The 12,915-nt window shown below is 60.4% G+C and carries 8 protein-coding genes; 1 reads left to right on the top strand and 7 read right to left on the bottom strand.

What is annotated here, in order from left to right; translation table 11 throughout:
- Positions 1–436 precede the first annotated feature (436 nt).
- From AC1DIG_RS24655 to glnE, 7 genes are all read right to left on the bottom strand, one after another.
- Entirely contained in the window at positions 437–1,876 is a 1,440-nt protein-coding gene (locus AC1DIG_RS24655) for a lipopolysaccharide kinase InaA family protein (RefSeq protein ID WP_477769402.1), read from the bottom strand.
- Positions 1,876–2,628, bottom strand: a complete 753-nt coding sequence (locus AC1DIG_RS24650) for a lipopolysaccharide kinase InaA family protein (RefSeq protein ID WP_477769401.1) — start codon at positions 2,626–2,628, stop codon at positions 1,876–1,878. The genes AC1DIG_RS24655 and AC1DIG_RS24650 overlap by 1 nt, the downstream gene beginning before the upstream one ends.
- A gap of 103 nt (positions 2,629–2,731) precedes the next feature.
- A complete protein-coding gene (gene rfaP / locus AC1DIG_RS24645; RefSeq protein WP_477769400.1) occupies positions 2,732–3,538 on the bottom strand; it encodes a lipopolysaccharide core heptose(I) kinase RfaP in 807 nt (268 codons plus the stop codon).
- Positions 3,538–4,659, bottom strand: a complete 1,122-nt coding sequence (locus AC1DIG_RS24640) for a glycosyltransferase family 4 protein (RefSeq protein WP_477769399.1) — start codon at positions 4,657–4,659, stop codon at positions 3,538–3,540. Before AC1DIG_RS24640 ends, rfaP begins: the two co-directional genes overlap by 1 nt.
- Positions 4,659–5,732: a lipopolysaccharide heptosyltransferase I gene (gene waaC / locus AC1DIG_RS24635; protein WP_477769398.1), complete on the bottom strand. Its 1,074-nt coding sequence runs from the start codon at positions 5,730–5,732 to the stop codon at positions 4,659–4,661. The genes AC1DIG_RS24640 and waaC overlap by 1 nt, the downstream gene beginning before the upstream one ends.
- 1 nt (position 5,733) lies before the next feature.
- The gene (waaF, locus tag AC1DIG_RS24630) at positions 5,734–6,768 is read right to left on the bottom strand and encodes a lipopolysaccharide heptosyltransferase II (RefSeq protein WP_477769397.1); all 1,035 of its coding nucleotides are present in this window, start codon (positions 6,766–6,768) and stop codon (positions 5,734–5,736) included.
- A gap of 173 nt (positions 6,769–6,941) precedes the next feature.
- Positions 6,942–9,881 (bottom strand): bifunctional [glutamate--ammonia ligase]-adenylyl-L-tyrosine phosphorylase/[glutamate--ammonia-ligase] adenylyltransferase, encoded by a 2,940-nt coding sequence (gene glnE / locus AC1DIG_RS24625; RefSeq protein WP_477769396.1) that lies wholly within the window; start codon positions 9,879–9,881, stop codon positions 6,942–6,944.
- A gap of 382 nt (positions 9,882–10,263) precedes the next feature.
- Between glnE and aceE the strand changes: the two genes are divergently transcribed.
- Complete coding sequence (gene aceE, locus AC1DIG_RS24620) at positions 10,264–12,909, top strand: pyruvate dehydrogenase (acetyl-transferring), homodimeric type (RefSeq protein ID WP_477769395.1); 2,646 nt, start codon at positions 10,264–10,266, stop codon at positions 12,907–12,909.
- Positions 12,910–12,915: the final 6 nt, after the last annotated feature.

Raw genomic sequence — 12,915 nt, 5'->3', positions numbered from 1 at the left:
ATCAGGGGGTGGGCGCGCAGCGCCGTACGGCGCAGCCGGACACATCGAGAGGAGGTCGTCGCGAAGCAGACCGTAGGCGATGCCCCCTGATGAATGCCGGAACGAGGGGACGCCGAGCCTAGGCGAGGTGCCGTACGCTTGGGGCGAAGACCTTTGCTTCCTTTGGGGCGTTTGCCAAAGGGAGTCGCCGTCAGGGCGAAACCCTAAGTAGCCGTTACCGCAGAAATGGATATGTACACCGGCAAGAGATTGGTCGGCTGTCAGGCCGTCATCGCAGGCAAGCCAGCTCCCACAGGTTTGATGGGTGTACATCTGCGGGAGATTGGGCGGCTGTCAGGCCGTCATCGCAGGCAAGCCAGGTCCCACAGGTTTGATGGGTGTACATCTGCAGGAGATTGGGCGGCTGTCAGGCCGCCATTGCAAGCAAGCTCAGCGCCTACACTTCCTTGGGCAAACGCTGATCAATCACCTGATACAGCGCACTGCTCTCAGGCCAGTTACGCATAAACCGCGCCCGATCCCGCGCATACGCCGGAGCGAAGCTACTCAGCGAACCGTGCTGACACATCGAATCCAGATCGATCAACGACCAGCGATCCTTATCCCAAAACAGATTATGCCCCTTGAAATCCCCATGACTGATGCGCTCGCGAATCAACTCGGCAAACAAGTGATCCAGCGCCAGCAACTCAGTTTCAGGCGCATCACCACTCTCAACGAACGGCGCAAAGCGCTCAATGATGTCCGGCCCCGCCAAGTACTCGGTAATCAGATAAGCCCGACTGCGCAACCAGAGAAAACGCTTTTCCAACAGTGCCAGCGGTTTCGGGGTGGCAATGCCGAGGAACGCCAGGCGATGCCCCTCGCGCCACGAGTGCCAGGCGCGGCTCGGGCGCCAGAAGCGTTTGAGCCAATGGGCAACGCCCTTGATGTTGTAGCGCTTGACCAGCAGCGTGCGCCCCGCCACCTCGACCCTGCCAACACTCGCAGCGCCGCCGGTCTTGTACAGATGCCCCTGATCGAGCAACGCATCGGCCTGCGCCAATACCGGCAGCATGGCCGCTTCTTCTTCGCGACGAATCGCGCGCAAACCGAACGCTCCACGCTGCACACTGAACAACGTGCATTCGCGTCCGGCCTTGATCAGAAAGTCTTTCAAGCGCCAGCTGCGGACCTTGTCGACCTGCTTCTGCAAAGCTTCCAGTGGCAAGGCGTGCTCGCCGTTGCTCAACAGGTAATACACCAGCAACTCTTCGGTGAACGGCTCAAGCGACTTGGGCAGTTGAGCGAAAAACACCCCGAGGTTCTCCAGGACTTTCTGTCGGGACAGCGGCTGACCAGCCTGCTCGACACGAATACCCGCACCGTCGATCAAGTACAGCTGGCCGTCGTGGCGCAGCAGGTTGTCCAGGTGCAAGTCTTCCTGCCACAGGCCTTTGCTGTGCAATTGACCGATAGCGCCCAGCGCCTCGGCCAACACAGTGGCTTGCTCGTCCGCCAGCGCCGGCAGTGCTTCGACCTGCTTCCAGGCATCGCCGAGGCTTTCAGCACCTTCGAGGAAATCGAACAGCAGCCAACCGCCCTCGCCATCCTTCAGGCCATCGGCGAGCAGCCTCGGCGTGGTCAAGCCTTGCGCGGCGAGCAGACGGACGCCGTCCAGCTCACGCTGAAAATGCCGCGCCGCCTTGCTGCCCACCAACAGTTTGGCCAGCACCGGACGCCCGCGCCAAACAGCGGCGCCCACGTAACGCTGGCCCGGCAAAACCCGCAACACGTTGAGCAGTTGCAACTGCGCCGGACCTGCGGCATCCGCCAGCTCGATGCTCAATGGCAAGCCCGGCGTACGACCGACGCTTTTCAGTTCAGACAAACGCATCAACGCGTCTCCTTGTGGCTGCGTCGAGCGATCAGGCGCTGCACCCAACGCTCGACCTGCGGGCTATTCGCCGACTGATTCAGATAAGTTGCCAGCAACAGCCGCACCTCCTCGCAGGTCCAGACCGGCGCCCGGCGTATCAACGGCTCCAGATCCTTGATCCGGTCCCGCTGACCAAACAGCAGCGGCCGGGTTTTCTCCAGATCGATCAGTTGCGCCTGATAACCATCGCCAGCAGGACGTAAAAAAATGTGCTTGGGATAAAAACAGCCGTGCACTTGCCCCACATCGTGCAGTCGACGCGCAAGCAGCGCGCAGGCCTGCAGAATCCCCGCCTGCCGCGCATCACTGAGGCCCGGCCACTGTTCCAGCAGCGAATCCAGATCATTCCAGCCGTCCAGTGCACGCGTCAGCAGAATCGCCCGAACTTCACCCTCTACCTTGCGCTCACCAAAAAATACCGCCTGCAACGCTGGAACTCCCAACTGCTGGTAGCGGCTGATGTTACGAAACTCACGGGCAAAACTGGGCTCGCCAAATGGCCGGTACAAGGACCGCGTCAAGTAGTTGCTCTGACGTTTGAGGTAGTAGCCGTTACCGTCCAGATCCAGCCGAAAAACACTACTCCAGCCACCCTGGGACATGTTCGGTTCATCCACTGCGTCGAGTTGTTTGCCCCACAGGGCATCGAACCCGTCGAGGCCATGACGTTCCAGCAGTTCGCGGTCGTCAATGGCCAGAAAATCAGTCATTCGCATCCCTTGAAATTTTCACGCTCTGCCGGTTCTGGCGCGTGTCGAAGGCCTTGAGTCGAGACTCTTGGCGGTACAGCTGTTTCGGGCTCCGTCCCCACCATCAGAGCGCATCTCCATAGCGCTGCTTGCGTTCATAAAGCTTGTTGGCCTTGCCCTCGAGCCACGCCAGCAACGACGCCTCTTCGCGCAGAATCTGGCGCAAGGGTTGCTGGAAGTAACCTTTGAGGAAACGCAACTTGTCGCGACGCGTCAGGCCGATATCCAGCGCCGAGAAATACAACGCCGCCAGATCCTTGTTACGCCAGCGCCGGGTGATCGCCCGGCGGGTCTGGGCACGGTGCAGATCGATCACCGAAAGCTTGAAATCGTCGGCCGTCACCGGTTTATCGGTGTGCAGCAAAAAGTGGCAGATGTAGCAGTCACGGTGGTTGACCCCCGCGCGGTGCATCATGCCGGTCATGCGCGCCACTTCGGCAATCAGCGCACGCTTGAGTTTTGGCTCTGGCGGCTGCTTGACCCAATCGATGCTGAAGTCTTCCAGGCTGATGGTCGGCGCCAGTTCTTCGGTGACGATAAACGAGTGCTGGTCCGCCGGGTTACTGCCGCGCTCGCCGTAAGCGACGGCGGTCATGGTCGGCACGCCGACTTCCTGCAAACGCTGGATAGCCCGCCACTCCTGGCCGGCACCGAGTACCGGCAGTTTGGCAGTGAGCAGATTCTTGAAGATCTCGCCCCAGCCAATGCCCCGGTGAATTTTCACAAAGAAGCCGTTCCCGGCCACTTCGGTGCGCAGGGTCCGACGAGCTTCGAGCTCACGGTAAACCTCGCCCTTCAGGCCTTCGACTTCGGTGAACGCATCGCGCTCGGCCCAAAGGCTCTTGAACGGTTCGGCAAGAATCAACTTCATCAGTGTTGCTCCGCCAGAATCACATCCGCCGCGTGCTGCGGCATGCTGTAGAGATCGGCCGTGTCAGCGAAGGCCAGGCCATTACGGCTCCAGGCCGCACGCGCTGCGTCGTCGCTCAACATGGTCGTCAGGTACTGCGTGAGTTGCGCCTGTTCAAACGGTTCGTCCAGCACCAGGCCGCTGTCGGCCTCGGCAATGTAATGCGCATAACCGCACACCGCACTGACCAGCACCGGCAAGCCGGCCACCAGCGCTTCAAGCAATACCGTCCCGGTATTTTCGTTGTACGCCGGGTGGATCAACAGGTCGGCACCGAGCAGGAAACGCGGGATATCGCTGCGGCCCTTGAGAAACTGCACGTTATCGCCGAGCCCCAACGTGGCACTCTGTAGCTGGAATACTTTGGGGTCGTCCTGGCCAATTACAAATAGCCGGGTACGTTTACGCAGCTCCGATGGCAACGCGGCCAGCGCCTTGAGGCTGCGATCGACACCTTTGGTCTTGAACCCGGACCCGATCTGCACCAGCAACAAATCGTCGTCGCCCAGGGAGAATTCGCGACGGAACTCAGCGCGAATTTCAGCCGCATTGGCCGGCGCACGCCGGTCCAGGGCAATCCCCGGTGGCAGCAGATGGAAGCGCTCAAGCGGCGTGTCGTAATGCTTGATGAACAGCGGCTGCTGGACTTCGGAAATCATCAAGACTTCGGTTTTCGCATCCTTGGCGAACACCGCGCGCTCGTACTCGGCGAAGTGCCGGTAGCGGCCCCAGCGCCGGTAGAGGGCATTGCGCAGGGTCTGCGCCTTGTCCTCGAAACAACCATCCGCAGCGTAGTAGACGTCGAGCCCCGGCATTTTGTTGAAGCCGATCAGCCGGTCCACCGGACGCTTGGCCAGGTCGGCTTCCATCCAGGCAGTCAGCTTCTCGTTACGGCGATGATTGAAGATCGCCTTGACCGGCGCCACCAGCACTTCGAAACCCGGCGGCACATCGCCTTCCCAGATCAGCGTGTAGACACGGATCTGATGCCCGCGCTGCTGACATTCCAGGGCGATGCGCATGAAATCGCGCTGCAATCCGCCAAACGGGAAATATTTGTATAGGACAAAAGCCAATTGCATCAGCGCAGCTCCTCAGCCAGTAGCGGCGGCTGCAAAAGCGTGATTAAACGGCTCGCGACACGCTCGGGGTTCAGGCGAGTGAAGCACAATGGCCACTCGCGCTTGAGATCGAATCGACGCTGATCTTCAGCGGTCGGTTGGTAAGCACATTTCTTTTGCAAGCACGGCGCACACGGGAAGTCACTTGCCAGGTGCACCTGGCTTTTGCCATACGCACCGGTCAGACCCGGATTGGTCGGACCGAACAGTGACACCGTCGGCACGTCCAGCGCAGCGGCCAGATGACCGAGGCCCGTGTCGACTGCCACACAGGCTTGCGCACCGGCCAGCACTTTGGCGACGCCGGCCAGGTTCAATTTGGGCAGCACTTCGGCATTGCGCAGCCCCTTGGCGATGCGCTCGGCGCGGGCCTTTTCGGCCGGGTTGCCCCATGGAAGTTTCACCGCCATGCCAAGGTGGCCCATGCGTTCGGCCAACTCACGCCAGTAAGCTTCTGGCCAGTGCTTGGTGTCCCACGTCGTGCCGTGCAGGAACAACACGTAAGGATTCTTGCGCGGCAGCTCGACCAACCGCTCGACGTTCAGGCCATAGTCGCCCAACCCTTGCGGCAGGTCGTAACCCAGCGCCACGGCGAACAACTGACGCAGTCGTTCCACGGCGTGTTGCCCACGGGCTACCGCCAGACGTCGGGAATAAAACCGCGCGGCGATGGGCTCACGGGCAGAATTCTTGTCCAGCCCGGCTATCGGCGCGCGGACGTAGCGGGTCAGCCAGGCGCTTTTGAGCAGGCCCTGGGCATCGATCACCAGATCGTATTTGGTGGCACGAACGTTTTGCTTGAAGCGTTTCCACTCGCCGCTTTTGACGGTTTGCCAGAGGTTCTTGCGCCAGCGACGGATCGCCACCGGAATCACCTTGCCAACAGCCGGGTGCCAGGTCGGGATCTCGGCGAAGCCTTCTTCCACTACCCAGTCGAACTTGATGCCCGGGATCGCCCGTGCCGCGTCGGTCAACGCCGGCAACGCATGAATCACGTCGCCCAGCGAAGAAGTCTTGATCAACAGTACCCGCAACTTAACGAACCTCTACCGGAGCGCCTTGCAGGCGTTCTAACGCTTCGTTCACCGGTTGCGGCGTGAGCTGGCGCAAGCAGTTGTAATGACCGAAACGGCAGGTGCGATCGAAACACGGGCTGCACTCGATACCCAGGCGAACGATCTCGACCTTCTCGGCCAGCGGTGGAGTGAAGCCCGGCGACGTCGAGCCGTAGACTGCCACCAACGGACGGTTCAGCGCTGCCGCAACGTGCATCAGGCCGGAGTCGTTGGACACCACGGAATCGGCGCAGGACAGCAAGTCGATAGCCTCGGCCAGCGAAGTAGCGCCACTGAGGTTCACCGACTCTTCACGCAGGCCCGGAATCAGTCGCGAGCGAATGTCTTCGCCGACCGCGTGATCGTTCTTCGAACCGAACAACCAGACTTGCCAGCCTTCGCGGATTTTCGCTTCGGCGACCTTGGCATAGTGCTCCGACGGCCAGCGCTTGGACTCGCCGAACTCGGCACCCGGGCACAGCGCCAGCACCGGACGATCAAGGGCCAGATCGAACTTGGCCAGCGCGGCGTCGCGGCTGATCGGGTCGATTTGCAGGCTTGGGCGCGGATACGGCTTGGGCAACTCGGCACCCGGCTCATAGGCGAGCGCCATGAAGCGCTCGATCATCAGCGGGTAACGATCTTTATCGAGGGTGCGTACGTCGTTGAGCAGGCCGTAACGGAACTCGCCACGCCAACCGGTGCGTTTCGGGATGCCGGCAAAGAACGGCACCAGTGCCGACTTCAACGAGTTGGGCAGCAAAATCGCCTGGTCGTACTGGCCGGCCAGGGACTTGCCGATCCGACGCCGCGTTGCCAGCTCCAGCACGCCGTGACCGAGCGGAAAGCTCAAGGCCTGGCGCACTTCGGGCATCCGCTCAAGGATCGGCCGACTCCACTCGGGGGCCAGCACGTCGATTTCGCACTGAGGATGACGCTGTTTCAGACACTGAAAGAGTGTCTGCGCCATCACCATGTCACCGACCCAACTGGGCCCAACGATCAGAATTTTCATAGTTATCCACAAACGAATAAGGGAGGCATAAGCCTCCCCGCCTCGATAATTACTGTGGGAGCGAGCTTGCTCGCGATGGAGTCATCACATTCAACATTCATGTCGACTGTCATTCTGCAATCGCGAGCAAGCTCGCTCCCACATTAAGAGTTGTTTCGTCCATGCCTTCGAGTTCAGCTTAACCCCAGCTCGCGCCAGATCCGCAACACTTCTCGTCGCTCGGCCACAAACTGGTCCCCCGCAATCACCCCGGCCTCATTCTGCAGGGCCTGGCGATGAGCCGCCGAGCGGTAGGTTTTATAGGCCTCGCGCAGCAGGCTGGCGTCTTCGGCGGGCATCAACCCGACCTCCTCCAGACCTTCCAGGATGCGGATATTATCCGTATAGCGGAGCAGCGAAGGGTGCGTGTCAGACCACGCCAACGCGGCGTATTGCACCATAAATTCAATATCGACGATACCACCGGCGTCCTGCTTGAGGTCGAACGGCGCAGTGGCTTCGAAGGCATTGGGCGCGGTCCCGGCAGCGGTGCCCTTGCTCCCCAGGTTGTCGCGCATCTTGGCGCGCATCTCACTGACTTCCTGGCGCAGCTTGGGCAAATCGCGTGCACGGCCCAGAACTTTCGCCCGGACTTTCTCGAAGGCCTGGCCGACATCCTGACTGCCGACCAACACCCGCGCCCGCACCAGCGCCTGATGCTCCCAGGTCCAGGCTTCGTTTTCCTGATAACGCTCAAACGCCCCCAACGAACTGACCAACAGCCCTGACGCGCCGGAAGGGCGCAGGCGCATATCGACTTCGTACAGCTGGCCGGAGTTGGTCTGGGTGGTCAGCAAATGGATGATCCGCTGCCCCAGTCGGGTAAAGAATTGCGCGCCGTCGATCGGTTTCGCACCATCGGTTTCCGCTTGCGGATCACCATCGTGGATGAACACCAGGTCCAGGTCCGAACCATGCCCCAGCTCCAGACCGCCGACCTTGCCGTAACCGACAATGACGAAACCCGGATCGCACAAGGTGCCGTCGGAACGCTGCGGCGAGCCGTACTTGGCGACCGTCTGGCGCCAGGCCAGGGTCAGCACTTGCTCCAGAATGGCTTCGGCGAGCCAGGTCAGGTAGTCGCTGACTTTCATCAGCGGCAGGCTGCCGGCAATTTCCGAGGCCGCCACCCGCAGGCGGTGCGCCAGTTTGAAGTGCCGCAAGGCTTCCATCTGTTGCTCAAGATCATCCTCGGGAATCCGCGTCAGCCGCTCGCGCAATTCAGCCGCCAGCTCCGGCGCCAACGGCGGCTTGAACAGTCGCCCCTCGTTGAGCAGTTCGTCGAGCAGCAGCGGGAAGCGAGTGATCTGCTCGGCAATCCACGGGCTGGCCGCACACAAGGTCAACAGACGTCGCAGTGCGCCGGGATTTTCGGTGAGCAATACCAAATAAGCCGAGCGCCGCGCCACCGCTTCAACCAACGGCAACACACGCTCCAGCACCAGGTCCGGGCTGGCGTGCTCCACCGCTTGCGCCAGCAAACGCGGAATAAAGGCATCGAGCCGCTCGCGCCCCAGACGCTGCATCGCCCGCAACTGCGGACTGCTGCGCAGGCTGGCGAGCGTTTTCAGGGCCTTGGGCGCGTCGACAAAACCGCCCTCTTCCAACTGTCGGCAAGCGGCGTCTTCATCCTGGGCTTCTTCCCAGAGCGGCAGCCATTCACCGCCAACCACCACTTCGCTCTCCTCGCCTTCCTCTTCATCCGGGTCAGCGATCACTTGGCGGAAGTGCCAGTCGACCCGGCCGCGCCAATACATCAGTTGCTCATGGAACGCTGTCCAATTGGCAAAACCCATCATAAAGGCAATGCGCGCCTGATCCTGCTCGCCATGCGGGAGCATTTGCGTCTGTCGGTCGGCAATCGCCTGGATCGCGTGCTCGGTGTAGCGAAGGAATTCGTAGCCTTCGCGCAGCTCGGCGATCACGGCCGGCGGCAGGTAACCCTGCCCTTCCAGCGTACCGAGTACTTTTAATAGAGGGCGCTGCTGCAAACTCAGGTCGCGCCCCCCGTGAATCAGCTGGAAGGCCTGGGCGATAAATTCAACTTCGCGAATGCCGCCAGAGCCGAGCTTGATGTTGTCGGCCATGCCTTTACGCCGGACTTCCTGCTGAATCAGCTGCTTCATGGTGCGCAGTGCTTCGATGGCCGAGAAATCCAGGTATCGCCGGTAAACGAACGGTCGCAGCATGTCGAGCAATTGCGCGCCCGCCGCCTGATCACCGGCCACCACCCGCGCCTTGATCATCGCGTAACGCTCCCAGTCGCGCCCCTGGTCCTGGTAGTACTGCTCCAACGCGTTGAAGCTGAGCACCAGCGCGCCGGACGAACCGTACGGCCGCAAGCGCATGTCGACGCGGAATACAAAACCGTCGACGGTCATCGGGTCCAGCGCCTTGATCAACCGCTGGCCCAGACGAATGAAGAACTCCTGGTTGTCCAGCGCACGCTTAACGCCAACCGTTTCGCCACCTTCGGGGTAAGCGAAGATCAGATCGATGTCCGACGACAGGTTGAGCTCCACGGCGCCAAGCTTGCCCATCCCAAGGATGACCATCTGTTGCGGCTCGCCGCTGCGCCGTCCAGTGGGCGTACCGAATTGCTGGCAATGGCGCTGATACAACCATTGATAAGCCTGATCGATGCTCGCATCGGCCATGTCCGAGAGGTCTCGGCAGGTCTGGATCAAATCCGCCTGGCGGGTCAAGTCGCGCCAGATGATCCGCACTTGCTGACGGTTGCGCTGACGGCGCAATACGCGGCCCAACTCATCGTCGGTGGTGGCCACCTGCACAGCGGCGGCGATCTGAGCGCACATTTCACCGGTAGAGAAACTTCGGTCGAGTTCGCCGGACTGCACAAGCTCAAGCAACATCAAAGGGTCACGCAGGCTCTGTTCAATGACAAAATCGCTGGCCGCGGTCACTCGGGCAAACGCTGCCCAACGCTCTGGCGACCAGGTCGACAGGCCATGATCATCGTCAAACAGGGCAACAGCGGCACGGAACGACTGCTCGGCGCGGCTGACAAGCGGAAGAAGAATGGCCGGCAGTTCGGCAAGCGAAGGAAGGCTCATGGTCTATCCTTGATCGGCGTAGAAAGGGCTGTCTGTAGTGAATGCATGAAATGCACTACGCAAAGGACTGTCGAACAAAAGTTAGAAATAGCTGAAATTTCGGTTTTTTTGGCTGCCAGCATCAAACTTCCACCTATTTCGGTTAGCTAAAGACCAACAGTAACGATTATTCTCACAACGCAGCAGGAGGCCACACGCCCATCCTCTGTAGTTTTACTACTCGTATATACATTCGAAAGGCTGAAATGGCCGACGATTTGTAGTAAAACTACACGCCGCCGAATCAACCTCCGGCATTCCAAGAATTTATAACGTCTGCCCACAAGGCCAGTCGCTAACTCAGGCAACCGATTCTGGAAGCCTTTCCGCCCTGGAGCAAGCCATGCAAGACCTCGATCCCGTCGAAACCCAGGAATGGCTGGACGCCCTGGAATCGGTTCTCGACAAAGAAGGCGAAGACCGTGCTCACTATCTGATGACCCGTATGGGCGAACTCGCAACCCGCAGCGGTTCGCAATTGCCTTACGCCATCACCACGCCATACCGCAACACCATTCCCGTTACCCACGAAGCACGCATGCCTGGCGACCTGTTCATGGAACGCCGCATTCGCTCGCTGGTACGCTGGAACGCGATGGCCATGGTGATGCGTACGAACCTGAAAGATTCTGACCTGGGCGGTCACATCTCCAGCTTCGCCTCCAGCGCAACCCTGTATGACATCGGCTTCAACTATTTCTTCCAGGCCCCGACCGACGAACACGGCGGCGACCTGATCTACTTCCAGGGCCACACCTCGCCAGGCGTTTACGCCCGTGCATTCATGGAAGGCCGCATCACCGAAGACCAGATGAACAACTTCCGCCAGGAAGTCGATGGTCAGGGCCTGTCGTCCTACCCTCACCCATGGCTGATGCCTGACTTCTGGCAGTTCCCGACCGTATCCATGGGTCTGGGCCCGATCCAGGCGATCTACCAGGCACGCTTCATGAAGTACCTGGAACACCGTGGCTTCATCCAGCCAGGCAAACAGAAAGTCTGGTGCTTCCTGGGCGACGGCGAGTGCGACGAGCCAGAATCCCTGGGCGCGATCTCCCTGGCCGGCCGCGAGAAGCTGGACAACCTGATCTTCGTCATCAACTGCAACCTGCAGCGCCTCGACGGCCCGGTTCGCGGCAACGGCAAGATCATCCAGGAACTCGAAGGCGTGTTCCGCGGAGCTCAGTGGAACGTGACCAAAGTCATCTGGGGCCGTTTCTGGGACCCACTGCTGGCCAAGGACGTCGACGGCATCCTGCAACGCCGCATGGACGAAGTCATCGACGGCGAGTACCAGAACTACAAAGCCAAAGACGGCGCGTTCGTGCGTGAACACTTCTTCAACACGCCAGAACTCAAGGCGATGGTTGCCGATCTGTCCGACGACGAGATCTGGAAGCTCAACCGTGGCGGCCACGACCCGTACAAGGTCTACGCGGCGTACCACGAAGCGGTCAACCACAAAGAACAACCGACCGTCATCCTGGCCAAGACCATCAAGGGTTATGGCACCGGTGCCGGCGAAGCGAAAAACACTGCGCACAACACCAAGAAAGTCGATGTCGAGAGCCTGAAGTTGTTCCGTGACCGCTTCGACATTCCGGTCAAGGACGCAGAGCTGGAAAACCTGCCATTCTTCAAACCGGAAGAAGGCAGCGCCGAAGCCCGCTACCTGAGCGAGCGCCGTACCGCACTGGGCGGTTTCGTGCCTCAGCGTCGCGCCAAGAGCTTCAACATCCCGACCCCTCCTCTGGACACCCTCAAGGCGATCCTGGACGGCTCGGGCGACCGTGAAATTTCCACCACCATGGCCTTCGTGCGGATCCTCGCGCAACTGGTCAAGGACAAGGAAATCGGCCCGCGCATCGTACCGATCATCCCGGACGAAGCCCGCACCTTCGGTATGGAAGGCATGTTCCGTCAGTTGGGCATCTACTCCTCCGTCGGCCAGCTCTACGAGCCAGTCGATAAAGACCAGGTGATGTTCTACAAGGAAGACCAGAAGGGCCAGATCCTCGAAGAAGGCATCAACGAAGCGGGCGCCATGAGCTCCTTCATCGCCGCCGGTACTTCGTACTCCAGCCACAACCAGCCGATGCTGCCGTTCTACATCTTCTACTCGATGTTCGGCTTCCAGCGTATCGGCGACCTGGCCTGGGCCGCTGGCGACAGCCGTACCCGTGGCTTCCTGATCGGCGGCACCGCCGGCCGCACCACGCTGAACGGCGAAGGCCTGCAACACGAAGACGGTCACAGCCACATCCTGGCTGCCACCATCCCGAACTGCCGCACCTATGATCCAACCTACGGCTACGAGCTGGCGGTGATCATCCAGGACGGCATGAAGAAGATGACCGAAGAGCAGCAGGACGTTTTCTACTACATCACCGTGATGAACGAGTCCTACCAGCAGCCAGCCATGCCGGCCGGTGTGGAAGAAGGCATCATCAAGGGCATGTACCTGCTCGAAGAAGACACCCGCGAAGCGGCGCACCACGTTCAGCTGATGGGCTCCGGCACCATCCTGCGTGAAGTCCGTGAAGCGGCGAAGATTCTGCGTGAAGAGTTCAACGTCGGCGCTGACGTGTGGAGCGTTACCAGCTTCAACGAACTGCGTCGCGATGGCCTGGCCGTAGAGCGCACCAACCGTCTGCACCCTGGCCAGAAGCCTAAGCGCAGCTACGTTGAAGACTGCCTGATCGGCCGTAAAGGTCCGGTCATCGCATCGACCGACTACATGAAGCTGTTCGCCGAGCAGATCCGTCAGTGGGTTCCGTCCAAGGAATTCAAAGTGCTGGGCACCGACGGTTTCGGCCGTAGCGACAGCCGCAAGAAACTGCGTCATTTCTTCGAAGTCGACCGTCATTTCGTGGTGTTGGCAGCCCTTGAAGCACTGGCTGACCGTGGTGACATCGAACCTAAGGTGGTGGCTGAAGCCATCGTCAAGTTCGGTATCAACCCGGAAAAACGCAACCCACTGGACTGCTGAGGAGAG

This window comes from Pseudomonas sp. 05N431, assembly GCF_056397005.1.
Note: the sequence above shows the minus strand (reverse complement) of the source record. Positions and strands in the feature narration are given on the sequence as shown.